15 protein-coding genes are annotated in these 22,071 nt (G+C 60.3%); 7 read left to right on the top strand and 8 right to left on the bottom strand.

The annotated features are described in order from the left end of the window. Positions 1 to 14: 14 nt before the first annotated feature. A complete protein-coding gene (locus I6L49_RS01630) occupies positions 15 to 3,113 on the top strand; it encodes a type I restriction endonuclease subunit R (RefSeq protein WP_216950452.1) in 3,099 nt (1,032 codons plus the stop codon). A gap of 54 nt (positions 3,114 to 3,167) precedes the next feature. Here I6L49_RS01630 and I6L49_RS01635 read toward each other — a convergent pair whose 3' ends face one another. Beyond that, positions 3,168 to 3,542 (bottom strand): hypothetical protein, encoded by a 375-nt coding sequence (locus I6L49_RS01635; protein WP_064341006.1) that lies wholly within the window; start codon positions 3,540 to 3,542, stop codon positions 3,168 to 3,170. Between the two features lie 80 nt (positions 3,543 to 3,622). Beyond that, the gene (locus I6L49_RS01640; protein ID WP_064341007.1) at positions 3,623 to 3,811 is read right to left on the bottom strand and encodes a DUF3283 family protein; all 189 of its coding nucleotides are present in this window, start codon (positions 3,809 to 3,811) and stop codon (positions 3,623 to 3,625) included. Between the two features lie 115 nt (positions 3,812 to 3,926). Here I6L49_RS01640 and umuD point away from each other — a divergent pair, with 115 nt between their 5' ends. From umuD to I6L49_RS01655, 3 genes are all read left to right on the top strand, one after another. Continuing rightward, entirely contained in the window at positions 3,927 to 4,370 is a 444-nt protein-coding gene (gene umuD / locus I6L49_RS01645) for a translesion error-prone DNA polymerase V autoproteolytic subunit (RefSeq protein WP_216950453.1), read from the top strand. Further along, on the top strand, positions 4,351 to 5,610 hold the full coding sequence (umuC, locus tag I6L49_RS01650) for a translesion error-prone DNA polymerase V subunit UmuC (protein WP_136501387.1): 1,260 nt from the start codon (positions 4,351 to 4,353) through the stop codon (positions 5,608 to 5,610). Before umuD ends, umuC begins: the two co-directional genes overlap by 20 nt. A 519-nt stretch (positions 5,611 to 6,129) precedes the next feature. After that, positions 6,130 to 6,636 carry a hypothetical protein gene (locus I6L49_RS01655; RefSeq protein ID WP_136501562.1) on the top strand — a complete coding sequence of 169 codons (507 nt, stop codon included), beginning with the start codon at positions 6,130 to 6,132 and terminating at the stop codon, positions 6,634 to 6,636. Positions 6,637 to 6,678: 42 nt separating this feature from the next. Here I6L49_RS01655 and I6L49_RS01660 read toward each other — a convergent pair whose 3' ends face one another. From I6L49_RS01660 to I6L49_RS01680, 5 genes are all read right to left on the bottom strand, one after another. Next, a complete protein-coding gene (locus I6L49_RS01660) occupies positions 6,679 to 8,382 on the bottom strand; it encodes a DUF927 domain-containing protein (protein WP_136501563.1) in 1,704 nt (567 codons plus the stop codon). A gap of 80 nt (positions 8,383 to 8,462) precedes the next feature. After that, complete coding sequence (locus I6L49_RS01665) at positions 8,463 to 9,356, bottom strand: toprim domain-containing protein (RefSeq protein WP_254127521.1); 894 nt, start codon at positions 9,354 to 9,356, stop codon at positions 8,463 to 8,465. Between the two features lie 2 nt (positions 9,357 to 9,358). Continuing rightward, entirely contained in the window at positions 9,359 to 9,643 is a 285-nt protein-coding gene (locus I6L49_RS01670; RefSeq protein WP_136501564.1) for an AlpA family transcriptional regulator, read from the bottom strand. 468 nt (positions 9,644 to 10,111) lie between these two features. Continuing rightward, the gene (locus tag I6L49_RS01675) at positions 10,112 to 13,246 is read right to left on the bottom strand and encodes a multidrug efflux RND transporter permease subunit (protein ID WP_216950454.1); all 3,135 of its coding nucleotides are present in this window, start codon (positions 13,244 to 13,246) and stop codon (positions 10,112 to 10,114) included. A gap of 15 nt (positions 13,247 to 13,261) precedes the next feature. Next, the gene (locus I6L49_RS01680; RefSeq protein ID WP_216950455.1) at positions 13,262 to 14,419 is read right to left on the bottom strand and encodes an efflux RND transporter periplasmic adaptor subunit; all 1,158 of its coding nucleotides are present in this window, start codon (positions 14,417 to 14,419) and stop codon (positions 13,262 to 13,264) included. A 157-nt stretch (positions 14,420 to 14,576) separates the two neighbouring features. Between I6L49_RS01680 and I6L49_RS01685 the strand changes: the two genes are divergently transcribed. The 3 genes from I6L49_RS01685 (at position 14,577) to I6L49_RS01695 (ending at position 20,696) form a co-directional block, all read left to right on the top strand. After that, positions 14,577 to 15,305, top strand: a complete 729-nt coding sequence (locus I6L49_RS01685; RefSeq protein ID WP_040065122.1) for a response regulator — start codon at positions 14,577 to 14,579, stop codon at positions 15,303 to 15,305. Continuing rightward, the gene (locus I6L49_RS01690; RefSeq protein ID WP_216950456.1) at positions 15,302 to 16,387 is read left to right on the top strand and encodes an ATP-binding protein; all 1,086 of its coding nucleotides are present in this window, start codon (positions 15,302 to 15,304) and stop codon (positions 16,385 to 16,387) included. The genes I6L49_RS01685 and I6L49_RS01690 overlap by 4 nt, the downstream gene beginning before the upstream one ends. A gap of 433 nt (positions 16,388 to 16,820) precedes the next feature. Beyond that, on the top strand, positions 16,821 to 20,696 hold the full coding sequence (locus tag I6L49_RS01695; protein WP_216950457.1) for a DEAD/DEAH box helicase: 3,876 nt from the start codon (positions 16,821 to 16,823) through the stop codon (positions 20,694 to 20,696). Between the two features lie 156 nt (positions 20,697 to 20,852). Here the strand turns inward: I6L49_RS01695 and I6L49_RS01700 are convergent, their stop codons facing one another. After that, positions 20,853 to 21,746 carry a DNA replication terminus site-binding protein gene (locus I6L49_RS01700; RefSeq protein WP_216950458.1) on the bottom strand — a complete coding sequence of 298 codons (894 nt, stop codon included), beginning with the start codon at positions 21,744 to 21,746 and terminating at the stop codon, positions 20,853 to 20,855. Between the last annotated feature and the right edge of the window lie 325 nt (positions 21,747 to 22,071).

Genomic DNA, 22,071 nt, shown 5'->3' on the forward strand with positions numbered 1-22,071 from the left:
ATGAGTGATGGTGCATGACCGAAGAGCAGTTGGAACAAGAGGTGCTGGGGTGGTTGGCCGAAGTCGGCTATCGCGTGGTGTGTGGCTACGATGTGGCCCCTGATTCTGATAACCCGTGGCGTGCGAACTTCAATCAGGTGCTGTTGCTCGACCAGTTGAGAGGCGCGATAGCACGCCTCAATCCGTCTGTGCCGATGGTAGCGCGTGAAGACGCGCTGGCGCAGGTGGTCAATCTCGATACCCCGGCGCAACTGTCGGCCAACAGGGCGTTTCACCGCCTGCTGGTGAATGGGGTCCCAGTCCAGTACCAGCGGGATGGCGAGACGGTGGGGGACTTTGTCCGCCTCGTTGACTTCGAGGACCCTACCGCCAACGAGTGGCTGGCCATCAACCAGTTCACCATCAAGGGGCCCAAACACACCCGACGCCCAGACATCATCCTCTTCGTCAACGGGTTGCCGCTGGTTGTGCTGGAGCTCAAGAACCCGGCCGACGTGCATGCCGACATCTGGAAGGCATTCGACCAACTGCAAACCTACAAGGAGCAGATCCCCGACCTGTTCCAGTACAACGAGATCATGATTGCCTCCGATGGTAGCGAGGCGAGGATGGGATCTCTGTCTGCGGATGCCGAACGCTTTATGCAGTGGCGCACTGTGGATGGGGTCAACCTCGACCCCTACGGCGAGTTTGGCGAGCTTGAGACCATGGTGCGCGGCATTATGGCCCCGGCCATGTTGCTCGATTACCTGCGCTTCTTCGTGCTGTTTGAAGACGACGGCCGGTTGGTCAAGAAGATCGCCGGTTACCATCAGTTCCATGCGGTCAGGGCGGCCATTGAGCAGGTGGTGCTGGCGTCGCGTCCAGACGGTAGCCACAAGGGCGGGGTGGTGTGGCATACCCAGGGCAGTGGCAAGAGCATCACCATGACCTGCTTTGCGGCGCGGGTGATGCGAGACGCAGCGATGGAGAACCCGACCATCGTCGTCATCACTGACCGAAATGACCTTGATGGCCAGCTGTTTGGGGTCTTCTCACTCTCGCAAGATCTGCTGCGCGAGCAGCCGGTGCAAGTGAGTACGCGAGGTGACCTGCGTGACAAGCTTGGCAACAGGCCCTCCGGCGGCATCGTGTTCACGACCATCCAGAAGTTCATGCCCGGCGAGGATGAGGACTCGTTCCCGGTGCTCAGCGACCGTGCCAACATCGTGGTCATCGCGGATGAAGCACATCGAACCCAATACGGTTTCAGCGCCTCGCTCAAAGCGCCAGGCAAGGTTGCAGAAGGGGCTGCGCGCTATCAGGTCGGGTATGCCCAGCACTTGCGCGACGCGCTGCCCAACGCGACGTTCGTGGCCTTTACCGGTACGCCCGTATCTGCGGAAGACCGGGACACTCGCGCCGTCTTTGGCGACTACATCCACGTCTACGACATGCAGCAGGCCAAGGACGATGGTGCCACGGTCGCCATCTACTACGAGTCACGCTTGGCCAAGTTGTCACTTAATAACGAAGAGCTTCCCCACATCGACGACGAAGTGGATGAGCTGGCCGAGGATGAGGAAGAGAGCGAGCAGGCCAAGCTTAAGTCACGGTGGGCAGCCTTGGAGAAGGTGGTTGGCAGCAAGCCAAGAATTGAGCGGGTTGCCACCGATCTGGTGGCCCACTTCGAAGAGCGCAATCAGGCGCAGCATGGCAAGGCCATGGTGGTCGCCATGAGCCGCGAGATTTGCGTGCACTTGTATGATGCCATCGTGGCCCTGCGCCCCGACTGGCATGACCCGGACCCCGACAAGGGGGCCATCAAGATCGTGATGACCGGTAGCGCTTCTGACAAGGCATTGCTGCGGCCCCACATCCATGCCACCCAAGTGAAGAAACGGCTGGAGAAGCGGTTCAAAGACCCGAGTGACCCGCTCAAGTTGGTCATCGTGCGAGACATGTGGCTTACCGGCTTCGACGCACCCTGCGTACATACCCTTTATGTGGACAAGCCGATGAAGGGCCACAACCTGATGCAGGCCATTGCGCGGGTAAACCGGGTGTTCAAGGACAAACAAGGTGGGTTGGTGGTCGATTACATCGGTATCGCCAACGAGCTCAAGAGCGCTATCAAGGAGTACACCGCCAGCCGTGGTCGTGGTCGCCCTACGGTCGATGCCCGTGAGGCCTACGCGGTGTTGGAGGAGAAGCTGGATGTACTGCGCTCCATGTTGCATGGCTTCGATTACAGCGACTACCTCACGGGTGGACACAAGCTGCTGGCAAGGGCTGCTGACTTCATCCTTGGTCTTGAAGATGGCAAGAAGCGCTTTGCTGACAACGCGCTGGCGATGAGCAAGGCATTCACCCTCTGTTGCACCCTTGATGAAGCCAAGGCGGTACGAGAGGAAGTGGCCTTCTTGCAAGCGGTCAAGGTGATGCTGACCAAGAAAGAGGTCACCCGGAAGAAGAAGACTGACGAAGAGCGCGATCTGGCCATTCGCCAGATCATCGGCAATGCTGTGGTATCGGGCGATGTGGTCGATGTGTTTGAAGCGGTCGGCCTCGACAAGCCCAACATCGGTCTGCTCGATGATGAGTTTCTGGCCGAGGTACGCAACCTGCCGGAGCGCAATCTCGCCGTGGAGCTGCTCGAGCGGTTGCTGGAGGGGGAGATCAAGGCGAAGTTTGCTACCAACCTCTCCCAGGAAAAGAAGTTCTCGGAGATGCTGACCAAGGTCATCCAGCGCTATCAGAACCGCTCCATCGAGACCGCGCAGGTTATCGAGGAGCTGATCGACATGGCCAAGAAGTTTGCCGCTGTGAGCAAGCGGGGGCAGGCCTTGGGCCTCAATGATGACGAGCTCGCCTTCTATGATGCCCTTGCCAACAATGAGGCGTCGGTGCGTGAGCTGGGTGACGAGATACTGGCCAAGATAGCCCACGAGCTGACTGCCAGCCTGCGTCGCAGCGTGACCGTTGACTGGAGTAGTCGAGAGAGCGTCAGGGCTCGGCTACGTCTGTTGGTCAAGCGCATCCTGCGCAAGTACAAGTACCCGCCAGACCAGCAGGAAGAGGCTGCCCAGCTGGTGCTGGCACAGGCTGAGAGCTTGTGTGAGGTGTGGTGTTAAGTGGGGGAGGCGCGAGCCTCCCTCACCTTATCTATCAAGATGTGTAGATATGGCTTACTTCAGTATGACGCTGCCTGAAGGTATCTGGTTGGCCTCTTCGAGGCTCAGGTAGCGTGGGCCTTGTACGCTGGCCAGTGACTTGAATAACCACGGATGCGGCTTTAGCCAAGCTTTGGTGTCTTCGTAAACGTCTCCACCGACCACGAAGTAACGACCATCACACCCGTCATCGTGTAGTTCATTGACATCAGGTGTCGAGAGTTTCAGCTGGCAGCCTTCGATGACAACCACGACTTGAGACTTGTAAACCCCAATGACGGTGGAGATTTTGTTGGCCATATCACTTGAAACCCGCCAAGCGCTAATGGCGCCCTTGTAAGCACCTCGGCTGGAGTAGGTCTCAACCAAGTTGACTACCAATGCCGTCACAATACGTACCTCGTTAAGTTGTTTGGAATGCGGTTTGTTGCTAGTGACCTGCACAGCCACCGATGAACGTGTTGATAGGGTCAGCGAGACTTGAAGTAGGTGACCTTTTCAAGGAAGTAGCGACCCAGTTCACCTTGATGTTGGTTCGCTTCGCTTTCTGCGCTGGCCAAGTGACCGTTGCGCTCCTTCCATACCGCATACGCGGCGGCCTTCTCGACCTCGACCCGTTCTTGCTGCTCTTTCGGTAGGGCGCACAGATTGTGACTCATACTGACCTCTTTGTTATTTGTTGACGCCATGGTACGCCATCAGTGGCATGCGGGACTTGCGCTGGTTCAAAGGTGGTGCGCTATAATGACTGTATATAAATACAGGTGTTTTGCCATGAAGCTGTTAACCCCAGACCCATCACCCGCCGAGGTGACCACCCCGCTGTTCTTGCACCGCGCCTCTTGCGGTTTTCCCAGCCCAGCCAGCGACTATCTGGAAGGGAAGTTAGACCTCAACACCCACTGCGTGGCGCACCCTGCAGCAACCTTCTATCTGCGTGCCGAGGGGGAGAGCATGACCGGGGTCGGCATCTTTCCCGGTGACTTGCTGGTGGTCGATAAGAGCCTCACCCCGCGCCATGGTGATGTGGTGATTGCACTACTCGATGGCGGCTTCACGGTAAAGACCTTGCAGCTCAAGCCGAGGTTGCGGCTGTTGCCAGCCAATCCGGCGTTCGCGCCTATCGACCCTTGTATGAGCCTCTCTTTGGAGTTGTTCGGGGTGGTCACCCATGTGATTGGCAATCTGAGGCAGCGTGATGGCTATAGCGCTCGTTGATGTAAACAACTTCTACGCCAGCTGTGAGCGGCTGTTTCGCCCTGAGCTGCGTGGCCGCCCGATCGTGGTGCTCTCCAACAACGATGGATGCGTGGTGTCGCGCAGCCCCGAAGCCAAGGCGCTGGGTATCAAGATGGCCGGGCCCTACTTCAAGATCCGCGAGCAGTTCGAGGCGCATGGCGGTGTGGCATTCAGCTCCAACTACGCGCTCTACGGCGATATGTCTGGCAGGGTGATGAGCACGTTGGAGACCATGGCCCCCGAGCTTGAGGTCTACTCCATCGATGAAGCGTTCATGGCGTTGTCGGAGTCGTTTGCCGGGGACCTGACAGCCTATGGACAACAGATCCGGCAGCGAGTGTGGCAGTGGACCGGACTAACGGTAGGGGTTGGGATTGGCCCCACCAAGACCCTCGCCAAGCTGGCAAACTATGCAGCCAAGAAGTGGCCTGCCACTGGCGGCGTCGTGGACTTGCGTGACGAGCTGCGCCGTGCCCGGCTGATGGCTATCACCCCGGTGGACGAGGTGTGGGGCATAGGACGGCGCTTGGGGGCCAAGTTGGTGGCACAAGGTATCAATACCGTTGCTGACCTGGTGGCTAGCGACGCCAAAGGGTTACGCGCCCAATACGGCGTGGTGGTCGAGCGGATCGTACAGGAGCTGCGTGGCCTGCCTTGCGCAGAGCTGACCGTTGAACCGGCGGCGAAGCAGCAGATCCTCTCGAGCCGTTCCTTTGGTGAGCGCGTGACCGACCGTGGAGAAATGGCCCAGGCGTTGTCGGGCTTTATGGCTCGCGCAGCCGAGAAGCTGCGGGCCGAGGGAATGTGTTGCCAGCGTGTGCACCTGTTCGTGCGAACCAGCCCCTTTGATGAACGAGCCCCTTACTACAGTGAGCAGGCTGGCGTCCGGCTGGTCTGCCCTAGCGATGATACCCGGTTGCTGCTGCAGCAAGTGAACGTGCTGCTACCGCAGATTTGGCGCGACGGTTACCGTTATCAGAAGGGGGGAGTCATGCTGAGTGAGTTCACCCCCAAGGGGCAACAACAGGCAGATCTCTTTGCCCCGTCCTCCGCTCAATCAGATGCGCTGATGGCAGTGATGGACCAGATCAAAGCCAAGGGATTGGGGCGCGTAGGCTTTGCCAGCCAAGGTACGGGGTCGCCTGAGTGGATGATGCGACAAGAGCACCTGAGCCCCTGCTACACCACCCGCTGGGAGGACCTGCCGGTGGCTAGGTAACCAAGGCACAAGGAACCTGCTACTTGGCTGTAGTTGGACGTTTTGGAAAAGTGCTGCGAATGTAGACGGGTCTCGGTGACATATTCCACATGCGCGGCGGCGGGGTCACCTCCCGCCCCCCCATCTTGATTTGATCCACCCCCACCACCTCGTCGGTACCGGTTTTTCTCCCTTGTGCAACCGATAGCCACACTCACCCTCGACTCATCCTTTGCGGGTGAGTGTGCTGTTATGACCGCTGCTAGGTATGGTAACCAATTGAAATTGCTCGAATGTTCGTTTCCTATAATAGGAAACGAACCCCATCTTTGGCATGAGCTAGGGGAGGGGGAGTGCGTTCGAGATCCCGTCGAGCAGGGCCGCATCAATCGACCTGTGGCCCAATATCTGTCATGAACTTATGAAGTTACACCCAACTTGATGGGAATAAATATCAATTGCATTTGGTGGCAGTTTGTCCCCCTAAAGGGGGACTTAAATCTTGGGGCGGCAATAGTGCCAAAACCAAAGGACACCATCATGAAAGTGAATCTCGATCTCATAGAGCGACTCTTTGGCAAGTCGGGCCGGTCGATCCAGCGGATGCTGGATAACGGTCAGCTGACCAAGGAGGAGTTGTTGGACTTCAGCCTGTTTGTCGCGTCACTGACGGTGGCAACAGGGGGCATTCTGGGCAAGCCGTTGATGGATAGCATCAAGTGGGGATTGAGTGAGCGCATCATCTCCGGTCTGAACCCGTCTCTCGTTGGGCTCCATGTTAGCCACACCCAGCGGGAAGAGAAGGTGAGCGTGAGTGCCAAGCGAAAGGCTCGTCGTGTCTCGCTCAACGGTGATGAGGTGTTGGAGCTGGCCTATCTGATGGCCATCGCGGATGAACATTTCTTTGAGCAACTGCGAGGGCGAGTCGAGACCGACCTGCGGGAGAGGGTATGGTCGCAGGAGGAGCTGGTCGCTCAACTGACACACAAGCGGCAGCGCTGGCTTGATGAGGACTGCTCCGACGAACCACAATCCCCCCTGCATTAATAGCAAACAAGAAAAGGGGCCGCGTCCTGCGGCCCCTGTTGTTTACTCTCCACCTTGTTCCGCCAACAGCCTGTCGTGGGCGTCCGCGATCTTGTCTAACGACAATTGGTACACCCTGGATTGGCTGTGGCGTGGCAGGTCGCGGCCGGTGCCATGCATGAGAATGCCGTGTTTACGCAACACCTTATGGACGTAGTTGGCGTTAAAATCGGCGAAGGTCTTTTTAAACCCATACACGTAGAGGTGCAGGTCGGGCCCGAGTTTGTAGCCGTAAGTCTCTCCCAGCTTCGTTACATTCGGCCCATCGGCAAGGTACTGCCCGTGGCGCCCTTCGAGTAGGTCGACCAACTGCTCGATAATGTTTGCTTCTTCAAGGGAGCCGCTTGTACCACGCCTTGCGAGCCACTTGCGGAATAGTTGCTCGACAACAGCTGCTACACTACCCGCAGGCCAACCTGTGATCCCGAAGCGGTTGGCCAACTCACCTGCAGCTGATATCAATCCGAATGCATCGGCTACCCTTTGCACTTGGCCATCACACTCTTTGGCTCCAAGCCGTCGCATCATGTCAGCGCGATGTTCGTCAACGAATGCCTGAGCACCATTGATGTCCAAGGTCAGCTCTTCAACAAAAGATCGGAAGGCAATGCCATGATACTGGGCAGTCCGTTCTGCGAGGGCCTTGGAAAGGGAGGCACCATTCGGGTAGCCATGCAACTCTTCGAAGATGCCATGCCGGTCTGTATCGGCCTCAATATTGATCATGCGGACATCATGGCCAGCTTTGTGACGCTTACCGACCGAGGCAAGGCTGTGCTCCAAGTCAACTTCCCCGTTGCTGAGGAAGGTTGTTCGCCATTGCAGTTTGGCACGGCGCGACAGATCTGCATTGGCACGAGCTCGTCCTTCGCCGTTGGCCAGCATGTAGATGGTGTCGCCTAGAACATGAGGGTCAGCCTGCCCGATTTCGTCCAGAAAGAGGGTACTGTCGTTGAACAAGCCCGCAGTGGTTTCCAATCCCACCTTGGTGGCATTCCACGTCTGGATCTTGTTGGCAGGCTTGCCGAGCACACTAGCTGCAACCAACATGGCGGTGCTCTTGCCAATTGAGGATGGCCCCACCAGATGGACGCCAAAGCTGCTCTGATTGGTCAAGCGCAGCAAGGGGCCAACGAAAGCAAGCGAGGTACTTAATAGCAAGCGGCTGTTGCCAAGGCACAGCGCGGCAACGTCATCACGCCACTCGTCCAAGGTGCCTGCCACGTCGGATTGGGTTGGGTTATTCCCGGTATAGGTGTACTCATTGTCGTTGGTAGATCCCACCGGTCCATCTCCCAACATGAAGATGTGGGTATCCGGGATCCAGCCTAGTCGATCAACCCGAATGAACGTCTTGTAGGGGTTCTTCGAGTTGAGATAGTCAATCAGCTGTCTCTTCATTCCCAAGTTGAAGCGATAGCCCCCGTCCATCAGCTTCATCAACGCTTCGCGTCCGTCAGACAGCAGGTGAACGTGTGGAATGAACGCCTCCTGCGGTCGACCATCAGGGCTATACCAGCGTACTTGCAAGCCCCAGCCTAGACCCGCAGTGTCGCGCCCGCAGGCTGTTACCCAGAGTGGAGCACCGATCCTGCTCCAAACATCGTCTTGACCTTTGTCAGTGGTGACACAGTAGAGTCCATCTTGAAACTCAATGGGACCTAACTGGAAGGGCTCGGCCTTCAGCTCATAACGCTTTGTATTCATGAGATATTCCTTTATATAAAGTTGGTTGAACGATCCGGTCTCGTTGGGGTTTGTGACACAGTGACGCCGTGACACCGGATTTAATGGGCTGGAGGAGCGGCCTCAACACACGCGAGCAGTGCGGCTTTGCCGTTAAGGCAGAAGAGGTCATTGAAGTCGGTTATGCCGGGGATGGTCGGTGGCACAATCAAGCGGCCGTGCAGTTGATAAGCTGCTGCACGCGCTTTGGTTAGTCCGGGGTTGCCTGTAGTGGCATGATCGTTGTCTGCACACACCCACAGCTTGCTGTTGCTATAAAGCGTGCGAATGATATGGCCGACCTCGAGCAGGTTACCGGCAGAAAATGCAATGGCGACCGGCAGGCCGAGGTTCTCAAACAGCGTGGCCCCGGTTGAATAGCCTTCGCAAAGCAATACGGGGGCGCCGGACTTGGGTGAAGGGCCAAGGAGTAAGAACCCGCCCTTGAGTGACAACCCCCGATGGAAGCGCTTATTCCCGCTTTCATCGATGTCTTGCAAGCTCAACAACTGGGAGCGTGCATTGAAGACCGGTACTATCAACCGGTTACCAAACTGACGAGCACCGACCCCTGAGATTTGTTTGCGTGCAAGGTAAGCGTGTTGGTATGGGGGCTCGGCTGCCCCCCAGATCTCTTTGGCTTCCTTGAGTGCCTTTGCTTGGGTCTCGGCAAGCCGATGTGCCTCAGCTGCTTTTGCTTGCTGAGTGAGTTGGGCACGGATATAGCTTGGTATTGCGGGTCCGATTGGCCGCCATACGCACTTTATTCCCAACTTCCACGAGCCAAAGACGGCGTGATTACCCAACTCGTCGGTGATCAACCAACCATTGCTTGTACCAGGGCGGTCCCCTTGAATATGAAAGCGGAGAACCTGACCAGGAGTAGGGTTCAATGCGCGTGATGGCTTCACGCCCATGTCAGTCATTGAGTCTTCCAAGGAGAGGGCGGTGGTCATGGTTACATCCCCCCGACCAACTTCTGCATCAAGTCCTCGATATCACAGCTGCGCCAAGCGACGCGGCGACGCCCGAGCTTGTAATTTTGCGGGTAGAGACCCTGCTTCATTCCGTCATACCAAGTCGTCTTGCTGACAGGGATTAAAGCCAGCACTTCGTAAAGAGAAAGGAAGTGGTAGGAGCAGGTAGTTGATGAGCGCAGTTTGGCCTTAATTGTTGCTGGGGCAGAGGCGCAAGAGCGCTTGGTACCTTTGGGGTAAGTCTGAGGAGTGGCGTTTTGATTCATACTGAGCTCCTTGCGTAGCAGTTGGTCAGCGTACGGTGTTGTCCCTGTCCGTACAGTGAGCGCAGTGAATCACTAATTTAAAAACTCCACATCAAATTTTTTTTCTAAGGTTATGTTTTTCATAACGTTTTTGTTATGTTTTTCATAACATTTCGGCGTTTTTTGTTATGTTTTTCATAACGTTTTTGGGTGTTTTTTAGACTTTGTTTTCATAACGATGTTGCTTTTTAGTTCATTTGGTTTGTTTGTTGCGGGGGGAATACGATGATTTGGGTGGAGGGATATAGGTACAGTGATTGGTACATTGCGACTTTGTATTGATTCAAAATGCTTTAAAATTCAACTTCCTCAAGTGATGATTGCACTGGCTGTCTCTCCGCCACATACCAAGCCCAACCTGTTTAGCAGGTTGGGCTTTCTCTTTTGGTGATGTGCTGAGGGATTATCCGGCTGCCTGTGTATCTGTGGTCATCGGCCCGGATGAATGCTGTTGTATGCTCGCCGTGCCCGCCAGGCCTGAATGCGCGCCTGGGTGCCGATGACGAAGACGAAGAAGACCGGTACGAAGAAGATGGCCAGCAGGGTGCCGCTGATCATGCCGCCAAACACGCCGGTGCCAATGGCGTGCTGGGTCTCCGCGCTGGCGCCACTGGCGAGCATCAGCGGCACCACCCCGAGGGTGAAGGCCAGCGAGGTCATCAGAATGGGGCGCAGGCGCAGGCGGGCAGCAGTGACAGCTGCATCAAGCAGCGAGCGTCCTTCACTGTGCAACTGGCGCGCAAACTCCACGATGAGGATGGCATTCTTGGCCGATAGACCGATGATGGTGATCATGCCTACTTTAAAGAAGACGTCGTTGGGCATGCCGCGCAGCATCACGGCCGCGACGGCACCGAGCAGGCCCAGCGGCACCACCAGCATCACCGAGAGCGGGATCGACCAGCTTTCATAGAGTGCCGCCAGCACCAGGAAGACCACCAGCGCCGACAGCAGCATCAGCAGGGGGGCCTGCTCGGCCGACTGGCGCTCTTGCAACGACTGTCCCGTCCAGGCCAATGCGAAGCCTGGTGGCAATTGCGCCACCAGACGCTCCATCTCCGCCATCGCCGCTCCGCTGGAGATGCCGGGCGCTGCCCCCCCGGCAATACGCACGGCAGGGAAGCCATCGAAGCGCATCATCTGTTGCGGCGATTCGCGCCATTCCGGTGTCACCACCTCCCGCAAGGGGACCATGCCGCCGCTGGCATTGCGTACCCGCAGGCCGAGCACGTCATCGAGCTGCATGCGCGCCGACGCGTCGGCCTGCAGAATGACCTGCTGCATGTGCCCGCCGTTGGGGAAGTCGTTGACGTAGAGCGACCCCATTGCGGCCGACAGGGTACTGCTTACGCTGGCGAACGAGAGTCCCATGGCTTCGGCCTTCTGTCGGTTGATCTCGAGGTGAATGCTCTCGCCGGGAGGCAGATTGTCGGGATACACATCACTGACTACCTGGCTTTTGGCGGCCAGTTCCAGCAGTTGGGCCTGAGCGGCCAGCAGCGCGGCATCTCCCCGGTTGGCCCTGTCTTGCAGGAACAGGGTGAAGCCGGAGGCGGTGCCCAGCTCGTCGATGGCGGGTGGCAGCAGGCTCATTACCGTGCCTTCAGGAATGTTTGCCATGGCTGCTTGTGCCAGATCTGCCTCTTCGGCTGCCGTGGCGCCATGACGCTGATCCCAATCTTTGAGCATGGTGAAGGCCATGGCCGCATTGGGGCCTGCGCCGGAGAAGCTGAAGCCCTGCACCACCAGGTTGGTGTCCAGCGCCTCGCGAGAGGCGACGTGAGCCTCGAAGGCCTTGACCACCTCAAGAGTACGCTCGCTGGTGGCGCCGGTCGGCAGCTGGATGGAGGTCATGAAGTAGCCCTGATCCTCGTCCGGCAGGAAAGAGGAGGGCAGCTGGGCGGCGCCGATGGCCAGCGCGGCGCAGAGGGCGGCAAAGGTTGCCATCATCCGTCCGCTGCGCCCGACCAGCCGGGTTACCCGCGCACCGTAGCCTGCCGTGAACCGCTCGAAACCCCGGTTGAAGGCACCGAAGAAGCCGCGTTTCTCATGATGATCCGGACTGACCGGGCGCAGCAAGGTGGCGCAGAGCGCGGGCGTCAGGGTCAGGGCGAGGAAGGCCGAAATGAGGATCGACACCGCCATCGACAGGGTGAACTGCTGGTAGATGACCCCCACCGAGCCGCTGCCAAACGCCATGGGAAGGAACACCGCCGTGAGCACCAGGGTGATGCCGATCACCGCCCCGGTGATCTCCTTCATGGCTTGCGAGGTCGCCTCCCGGGGCGACAGCCCCCAGGTGGCCATCAGGCGCTCGACGTTCTCCACCACCACGATGGCGTCGTCGACTATGATGCCGATGGCCAGCACCATGCCGAACATGGTGAGGGAGTTGATCGAAAAACCGGCCAACAGCATCACCGCGAAGGTGCCAAGCAGGGCGATGGGGGCGACGATGGCCGGGATCAGGGTGTAGCGCAGGTTCTGCAGGAAGAGAAACATCACCAGAAACACCAGCACCATGGCTTCCAGCAGGGTGTGGATCACCTTTTCGATGGAGACCTTGACGAAGGGGGCCGAGTCAAACGGGATCGAATAGGCCATGCCAGCCGGCAGGGTGGGAGCGAGCTGGGCGAGACGGGTGCGCACCGCATCTGCGGTACGCACGGCGTTAGCGCCGGGGGAGAGCTGGATGGCGGCGCTGGTGGCGGCCACGCCGTTCTCCCGGTTGGAAAAGGCGTAGGATTGCGCCCCCAGCTCGACCCGGGCGATATCACCCAGCACCAGCTTGGCGCCATCACCACCGGCTCGCAGCATGATGGCGGCGAATGCCTCGGGGGTTGTCAGCTGCCCTTGAACCGTGAGGGGGACCGTCAGGCGCTGCCCCGGCAGGGCGGGCTCATCACCGAGGCGTCCCGGTGCAATCTGGATGTTCTGCTGCTCGATGGCCTGCGCCACCTCGCTGATGGTCAGCCCGTAGGCGGCGAGTTTGGCCGGATCTACCCAGATGCGCATGGCCTGCTCGGCGCCAAACAGCTGCACTCGTCCCACCCCGTCGATGCGGCGCAGCTCCTGCACAATATTGCGTGCCATGTAGTCGTTGAGGGCAACCTCATCGAAGCGGCCATCCGGTGAGGTCATGCCGACCATCATCAGAAAACTGGATGAGGCGGACTCCACCTGCAGGCCGGTTTGCCGCACCGCTTGTGGCAAGCGAGGTTCGACCGCCTTGATGCGGTTTTGCACGTCCATCTGGGCCAGCTCCGGATCGGTGCCCGGCTTGAAGGTGGCAGTGATCTGCGCGCTGCCCGAGGCGTCCACAGAGGACTCGAAGTAGAGCAGGTTCTTCACTCCCGACAGCTCGCGCTCGATAAGGCTCACCACCGCATCGTTCAGGGTCTGCGGCGTGGCGCCCGGATAGGTGGCATAGAGGGTCACCGACACCGGCGCCACCGAGGGATAGCGGGAGATGGGGAGCTTGGGGATGGCGATGACCCCTGCCAGCACGATGAACAGGGCGATCACCCAGGCAAACACCGGGCGATGGATAAAAAACTGCGGCATGGATAACTCTCCGATTCAGCGAATGCCACCGTCAGCCGGTTGGCTGACAGCGGGTGCTTGCCAGGGGGAAGCTGTGACCTGAACCCCCGGGGTCAGACGGTCGATCCCTTCGATCACCACCTGTTGCCCGGCACTGAGCCCGGACGCGATGCGGTACTGGTTATTCACCAGCTCAGCGGTATTGACCGGAACCAGCTGTGCCTGCCCCTGGCCATCCACCACCCACACGCTGGTCTGACCCGATGTGCGAACTACCGCCTGCTGGGGCACGGTCAGGGCGTTGGTATAGCGGGCACGGGGGATGCGCGCCTGCACATAGAGGCCGGGCAACAGGCGCCGCTCAGGGTTATCCACCAGCACCCGCAGCAGCACGTCGCCGGTTCCGGCATCGACCTCGATACCGGAGAAGAGGATGCGCCCCTGCATGCCCAGCGGTGTGCCATTGCTACCGAGGATCTCCACCGCCAGTTCCGGTGCCGTTGAGCCAGCCTGCTGGCGCAGGGATTCCAGCACCGAGGCCGGTTGACGCACATCGACGTAGACCTGATCAATCTGCTGGATCCGGGCCATGGGGGTGGCATCGGTGGGGGACACCAGAGCCCCTTCACTCACCAGCGCCTGATCGATACGTCCGGCGATGGGGGCCTCCACGCTGGCAAATTGCAGGTTCAGTTGGTGCCGGGCCAGGGTCGCCCTGGCCTGGGCCACATCGGCGGCCGCCTGATCCCGCTGGGAGATCGCATCGTCATAGGTCTGGCGGCTGATGGTGTCGGTGCGCAGCAGCGGCCGCAGGCGGTCAATCTGGATGCGGGCGCGGGCCAGCACAGCCTCGGCCCGTTGCAATGCGGCGGCGGCGCTGTCGACATCGGCCTTGAAGGGGGCCGGGTTTATCTGGAACAGCACTGTGCCTGCGCTGATCTCGGCGCCCTGCTCGAACAGGCGGCGCTGCACGATGCCGCTGATCTGGGCGCGAATGTCGGCGCTGCGCAGTGCCGCCACCCGGGCGGGCAGATCCTCGCTGATGACCAGCTCCCGACCAGTCAGTGTCAGCACCGACACCTGAGGAGGGGCGGGAGCCTCCTGCTCTTGCGGCGCGACATCGCAACCCGCCAACCCGAATGCGGCAATGACGGCGAGCAGGGCGCCCGCATACCGCTGTTTGACAAACATCATCCACTCACCTCGTTAAACCGTCTCTCCGGTGTGATGTGACCGAAGAGTGCATCGAGCGGCCATTATGGCGAGGGGCTATTGCGAATGATTCGAGGCTTTGTGGAGAATCCATGGAGGCGATGATAAAGTTCAACGCCACCTTTTTTCGAGTCCGACTATGTCCCATCTCAATGCTTCCGCCAGCCCGGCGGGCCAGTCACTGGTACTGATTGCAGAGGATGAAGCCGAGATCGCCGACATCCTCGCCGCTTACCTGCAACGTCATGGCTTGCGCTCCCTGCACGCCGCCGATGGCCGTGAAGCGCTGGCCATGCATCAGGCATTCAAACCCGATCTCCTGCTGCTGGATGTGCAAATGCCGCAACTGGATGGTTGGCAGGTGCTCAGCGAGATCCGGGCGCGTGGCGACACGCCGGTGATCATGCTGACCGCCCTCGATCAGGATCTCGACAAGCTGATGGGGCTGCGCATGGGGGCGGATGACTATGTGGTCAAACCCTTCAATCCGGCCGAAGTGGTGGCGCGAGTGCAGGCCGTGCTCAGGCGCACCCGGGCCGTAAAGCCTGCCACGGCGAACGTGTTACGGGTCGGCCAGTTTCAGATCGATCTGGAGAGCCACGAGGCCAGCATTTTCCGCGATGACCAGCAGCAGGTGCTGGAGCTGACCCTGACCGAGTTCAAGTTGCTCGCCTCTTTGATGCGGGCGCCGAAACGGGTGTTCAGTCGCGCCGAACTGCTGACTCACTGCCTGCCGGAGGGGGATACCCAGGAGCGTACGGTGGATAGCCACATCAGCAAGTTGCGCAAAAAACTGGAGACACACGGCATTCAGGGGGTCCCCGCCAGTGTCTGGGGCGTTGGCTATCGCTTCGGGGGCGATGCATGAAATCGGCGCCCGGCCTTCGCAGGCAGATCATCCGCTCTCTGGGCTTGATGACGCTTGGCATCATCTCCCTCGCGGTGATCGGCACCTATGTGTTTTATGGCATCGCCGTGGCGTTTGTGCCGGGCAGCATCTCCGAGACCTGGGTGCCCTCCAGAGTCGAGATGTTATGGATCGGCTCCACCATTCTCATTGCATTGGGGATGGCGTTGTACGTGGCGGTTCGCCTCTCTCGCCGCATCCTGACTCCCCTCAACTCGGTGGCAACCAGCCTGCGCGAGGTGGCCGAGGGCAAACTCGATGCCCGCGTGCCGGAGGATGAGCAGGCGATCGGGGAGACGGCGCAACTGGTGCGCGACTTCAACGCCATGGCCGAGCGGCTGCAGAACATGACCCGCGAGCGGGAGTTCTGGAATGCCGCCATTGCCCACGAGTTGCGCACTCCGGTGACCATTTTGCGCGGCCGCTTGCAGGGGCTGGCCGAAGGGGTATTTCCTCCCAGTAGCGAACTCTTCGAGGGGTTGCTGCGTCAGGTGGAGGGGCTCAATCACCTGATCGAGGATTTGCGGGTATTGAGCCTCAACGACAGCGGTCATCTGGAGTTGCAGCGGACCGAGGTCAGGCTGGCCGACGAGCTTGCCGTGGTGCTTGAGGCATTTGCCAGCCCTCTGGCGGCGAGCGGATTTGTGTTGCAGCAGGAGCTCGATAGCGAACTTCATGTCTGCTGCGATCTGTTTCGCATCCGTCAGGCCCTGATGGCGCTGTTGGAAAATGCCCAGAAGCACGCGCTGCCGGGCCTGCTGACCGTACGGCTGTATCGCTCGGAGAGTGTGTGCGTCCTGAGTGTGGAAGATGAGGGGCCAGGCATCAGCGAGGAGATCGCCGCCTGTATCTTCGATGCGTTTCGTCGGGGAGAGCCGTCACGCTCTCGCAAGAGCGGCGGCAGCGGACTCGGACTCGCCGTGGTCAAGGCGATTGCAGAGGCCCACGGCGGCAGTGCGGTTTGCCAAGCTACCGGACGGGGAGGGAGCCGATTCATGCTCTCCTGGCCCATCTCGGCCATGTCCGGTGGCCCTGAAATCTAGCCTAGGGGCGGCAGGTTCTGATGAAGCTATACAGCTGACAGCTGCCAGCACAGGGGCGTTCGACAAGCGACCGTCATAGGGTTTTCTACCGCTTGTGCCGGGTGAGCAGGAGGGGTTGGGACATGGCTCATTTGGCGCGAAATCATGGTTTTTTGCCGCTAAAAATTGAAACCGTTTTCAGAAATCCTTTTCAACTGTGATCCGCTTCAAAGCTTTTTCGGGCGCCAACCTCTAGCATTGGCTCCACGAATTAGGGGCTAGCGCTCCCGATTTTCCCGCTGTGGGAGGTAACCGGATGATCCGGCTATTTCCTTCGTTACTTTCGACGGTCATCATGGATGGCCGTTTTTTTTTGAGTTATTTCACGGTAAAGGGTCGAGCCGCTGGCGCTTTACCGTTAAAATTCCGCTTTTGCACTTGCCCGTGAGTCTTGATGTCTGCGTCCACCCTCTCTTCGGATAGTTATGCCCTGCTCGCCACCCTGCAATTGCAGCGCGTTGCCAGTACCCGTTTGCTGCAAGAACAACTGGCGATAGGCCATGCGCTGATCGATAAACTGACCCGACTGCAGGATGCGGGGCTGGTTAGATTGCGCGGGGAGCAGCAGTGGAGCCTGACCGCCGAGGGGACGTTGGCACTGATCCTGGGGGTGCGTGCCGGTCTCTGCCCGGCGCCGGACTGGAGCCGGGTACCCTCATTGACCGGGCAGGATCTCACCCATGCGGTGGTGCGCGAGCTCTGCCGCGGCAAGGCGGGGGAGATCCCGACCTATTTCTCGGCCAGCGATCTGCTGACCCTGCTCGATACCCCGGACGCTCACCAGTTGCTGGCGGGCTCCAGCCCCGCCTGGCAGCAAATGTTGCTGGAGCACTTCTCGCTGCAACTCTTGCTTGATGCCCCCTATGAAGAGCGCTGGCCGTTGGCCAATGCGCTGGTGCGCTGCGCCCCCGAGGTGCAGGCCCGGGCCAAAGCGTTCGAGGCGGAGTGGCGCTGGCTCTGCGGGGATGGCGAGTGCACATCGCCAACCGGCGAGGACAAGGATGCCGCCCCCGGCTGGCCAGCCCTGCAGGCACTGGCCCAGCAGAACCAGAGCGGCCCGCTTGGCGAGCGACTGCTCACCGCGCTGGGCCAGTGGCAGGCAACCGATGAGGGTGAAGCGGGCCAGTGGCCCCGTTCATTCAGCGCCCTGCTCTGGCTTGGCTGGTTGCAGCAGGCCGATCCCGTCATCGCCAGCGAACAGCGCAAGAAGTGGCAGCGCAGTCTGACTGGCCAGTTCCCCCTGCTTGCCGACTTGCTCAGCCAGTGGGCGGGCGATCGCCACGGTCAGGCGGTTGGCCTGTTTGATACCCTGCAACTGCCGGTGGAGGAGCTCCACTGGGGCTATCTCTGGCTCGATCTCTGCGCGCTGGCCCGTCACGGTGCCCAGAGCCCGCAGGTGGCCATGTTGCACAAGTGGGATCTCTCCCATCTGCTCGATGCCGAACCCCATCATCGCCTGATGGCCTTTTGTCAGGATCTGCTGCGCATCTTGTTGGGCGAGGCGGCCAAAGGGGCGCCCTTGTGCCAACTGCGCGGCAGTGAGGAGAGTACGCAAGAGGGCAGTGACGAGCAGGATGATGACGGGGACGAGGACAAAACCGCGGCCTCTGCCAGCTGGCTCAACTGGTTGCAGGGGCTGGGACGCTCGAGTGGCGTACGCAAGCCGCAGGAGCGGTTGGTGTGGCTGCTCCATGCCGACGGCCCCGAGCTGGAGTGCAAGATCCAGAAGCTCAGTACCAAGGGGGAGTGGACCGCCGGTCGCCGGGTCGATCCGGCCCTGCTCTCTACCCAGTATGCCGCCATGCTCGATGAGCACGACTGGGCACTGGTCCGCACCCTGCCACGGGTGATGGGACGACTGCCGCGGGATGTCTGGGCGCCGCTGGCCGATCACCCCCGTTTGTTCAACGCCAAGGGGCAAAAGCTGCAACTGGCCATCAGCGCCCCCCTGCTGCAGGTGGTGGCCACCGAACAGGGGATGAGCGCGCAGCTCTGCCCCGATGCGGCCGCCCGCGGGGCCCATATCATGCCGCTGGCGCAGGACCTGTGGCAGCTGATCCTCACTCCGCAGCCGCTGCTCGACCGCTTGCCTGCGCTCGAATCCATCCCGCTGCTGCCCGCCGAGGGGCTGGCTGAGCTGCAACGCACGCTCGATGCCATTCCCGAGTTGCCCTGGCACAGTCAGGTTGCGGGGCTTAGCGGCAACGCCGAATTGGCTCCCTGGCCGGGCATTCCTTCGGTGCAACTGGATTGGCAGGATGGTCAGCTGTCGGTCAAGCTGGTGACCCGCTTTGAGGATCTGCCGCCCCAGCCCCTTGGCAAGGGGGAGGCGATCGTGCGGCAGGGGATCAAGGCGTACCACTACTGGCAGCGGGATCTCGCGGCCGAGAAGGGGCAGGCCCAGCTACTGCGCAATCAACTCCCCATCGGCCTGCCCGGTAGCGAGTGGCTATTGCAGGGGGAACAGGCGCTGGCGCTGGTCAATGCCCTGCCCGAGCTGGTGGATGCCGGTGTGGTCATTCACTGGCATCAGGACAGCGCCCGCCTCAAGAGCCTCGATGAAGCGGCCCTGAGTCTGCGCATCGAACGGCGGCAGGACTGGTTCCAGGTCGAAGGGGCACTGGCGCTTGATGAGCACCAGATCCTCGATCTGCGCCTTATTCTGCGCCAGATGACCCCGGGGCAGCGCACCGTTCAGCTCGACGAGAAGACCAGCCTGATGCTGAGCGACAAGCTGGTGGAGCGGCTCACCATGCTGGGGGCCATGCTCGATGAAGAGCAGCGGATCAACAACAAGCTGGCCTATCCGCTCACTCGCCTGCTCTCGGTCATTACCACCGAAGGGGATGCGGCGTGGCAATCCCTGCAGCAGGAGTGGCAGCAGGAGGTCGAGTGCCCGGACGAGCTGCTCACCTCCCTGCGGGACTATCAGAAAGAGGGGGTGCGCTGGATGGCGACCCTTGCCCATCACGGTTTTGGTGCCTGTCTGGCCGATGACATGGGTCTGGGCAAGACACTGCAGGCGCTGATTGTGCTGCGGATGCGCCAGCACCTTGGCCCTGCCCTGGTAGTGGTGCCCAAGTCAGTGGTCACCAACTGGCAGGAGGAGGTGGCCCGTTTCGCCCCCGAACTGGATGTGGTGGTGTTCGAGAACCCGGCCGAGCGGGAGGGGATCATTCGCGAGGCCAAGGCCGGTCAGGTGATCCTCATCAACTACGGCATGCTCGGCAGCCTGGCGGAGGCGCTCAAGTCCCGCCGCTGGTCCAGCATGGTGCTCGATGAGGCGCAGCAGATCAAAAACGCTGGTACCCAGCGCGCCAAGCTGCTGTTCCAGCTCGACGGCGATTTTCGCCTCGCCCTCTCCGGCACCCCCATCGAGAACCATCTGGGGGAGCTGTGGAGCCTCTTCACCTTTATTAACCCGGGGCTGCTCGGCAGCCTTGGCGAGTTCAAGCGTCGCTTTGGCAAGGCGGTCAAGGATCCCCAGCACATGGCGCTGCTGCGGGCGGTGATCAGCCCCTTTATCCTGCGTCGTCTCAAGCAGCAGGTGCTGACCGAGCTGCCGGACAAGACCGAGATCATCCACCACATCAGCCTCTCCCCCGAAGAGCGCCAGCTCTACGAGGCGACCCGGCGCGAGGTGGTGCAGCAGGTGCAAAGTGCCGATGGCCGGGCCCTGATGCATGTGCTGAGTGGCCTGACCCGACTGCGCCGGCTCTGCTGTTCGCCGGAGCTGGTGATGCCCGAGTGGTCGCAGACCAGCAGCAAGCTGGACGAGGCGATGGCCCTGCTGGAAGAGGCGATCGACGGCGGTCATCGGGTGCTGGTGTTCAGCCAGTTCGTCGATCTGCTGAGCCTGCTGCGGACCCGCATCGAGCAGAAGTCCTGGGACTACTGCTATCTGGATGGGGGCTGCTCCGCCAAGTCCCGTCAGGACTCCATCCTGCGTTTTCGTCATGAGGAAGTGCCGCTGTTCCTCATCAGCCTCAAGGCAGGGGGGACCGGCCTCAACCTCACCCAGGCCGATACCGTGCTGCACCTCGATCCCTGGTGGAACCCGGCGGTGGAAGATCAGGCGAGCGATCGGGCGCACCGGATGGGCCAGACCCAGCCGGTGACCGTGTACCGGCTGGTGTGCGAGCAGACGGTGGAGGAGAAGATCGTCGCTCTGCACGACGAGAAGCGGGCGCTGGCCGATGGCCTGCTGAGCGGCCAGTCCGAGGTGCGCGGGCTGGATGTGGAGAGCCTGCGGGCCCTGCTGATGGGCTGATTGGCGACGCCACCTTTCATACCGCCTATCGAGACAGAAAAGGGGAGAGCATCCAGAGATGTTCTCCCCTTTCTTATTTGGGGTGCTGATGCGGGATACTTCGTTTATCGCGGCAAGGCGGCGCAGTTATCCCTGAACCAGCTATCCCTGATCCAGTCACCCCTGATAGAGATAGAGGTGCAGCCGCTCGATGATGGGCTCGCCGCCAATCTTGCGATCTCGCCGAGCCTGTCGGCTCTTGGGGGGATAGTTGCCCAGATGGGTGACCGCGGGCGGGGTATCCGAACAGAGCAGCAGCGGCAGGCTCGCCTTGATCTGCTGCTTGCGCGGGGTGCGCTCCAGCCAGAGCAGGTTGATCATCGGGTGGGTCTTGACCGGGCGGCGGATCCGCAGCTCGGCATCGGCGGGCAGACGGCGAATGTCGTACACCTCCTGATCCACCATCTTGCTCCACTCCTCGTTGTTGGAGAGGGCCGGTATGTAGCGGCGGCTGCGCTCCAGCATCTCAAGCACCTGCTCGCGACTGAGGCGATTGATGGTCTGCTTGTCGGCCCAGGTAAAGCCGAGGGATTGCAACTCCCCCGCCAACAGGGTCAGTTTGCGGTAGACCTGCAAGGTGATCACCCCGGGCAGGGCGGTATGTACCAGCTCGAACTTCTCGTCCCGTCCCCCCGCCTGCTGCACCAGCGCCTTGAAATCGAGCTTGTGCTGGTTGATTTGGTCGATCAGCGGTTGCAGCAAGGGGGCTGCGGCAGCAGGAAAGCGCAACCAGCCGGGCAGCCGATGAGTCGCCTTGGTGGAGCAGCCGGGACGGGCGCTGTGGTCCCGATAAGCGGCGAGGGTGGCCGCCAGCGCGGCTTCACCGTTGAGATAGTCCACCTCAATTTGCTCGATCGGGTCGTGTTCTTCCCCCTGTGGCACCGGGGGGAGAGGATAGACATGAGCCTCCTGCAGCTCGAGTTGGCCAAGCAGATCGGCCAGCTGGTTGAGAGAGGCTTCAATGGCGGCCATCTGTTGACGCAGGGCGGCGGTCGGGGTAAAGGTATCCATCGATGATCCTGTGGTTTCATCCGCCTTTGACGGCATAAACGATGGCGTCAGGGCAGGGGAATAAACTACTGTATAAATAACCATACCAGTATGCCGGTTGCGCGCCAAGAGGGGCGTTTTCGGGTCTTCATCGAGGGAGCTGCGCGGGAGGAAAAGTAAGTTTGTTATATGTTTCATTGTGTTAATTTAAGATCGCCAAGAGATCACGGAATTAACAATCGAATGTAATGACGGGGTTGCCACCCATGGCACGTCCATTGGTGAGTGCATAGGCAATGCGGTAAATTGCATATGTAAGGTGGTGCCATGCAGCACAATATGCTGC

The organism is Aeromonas sp. FDAARGOS 1419 (genome assembly GCF_019047045.1).
Classification (GTDB): domain Bacteria; phylum Pseudomonadota; class Gammaproteobacteria; order Enterobacterales; family Aeromonadaceae; genus Aeromonas; species Aeromonas veronii.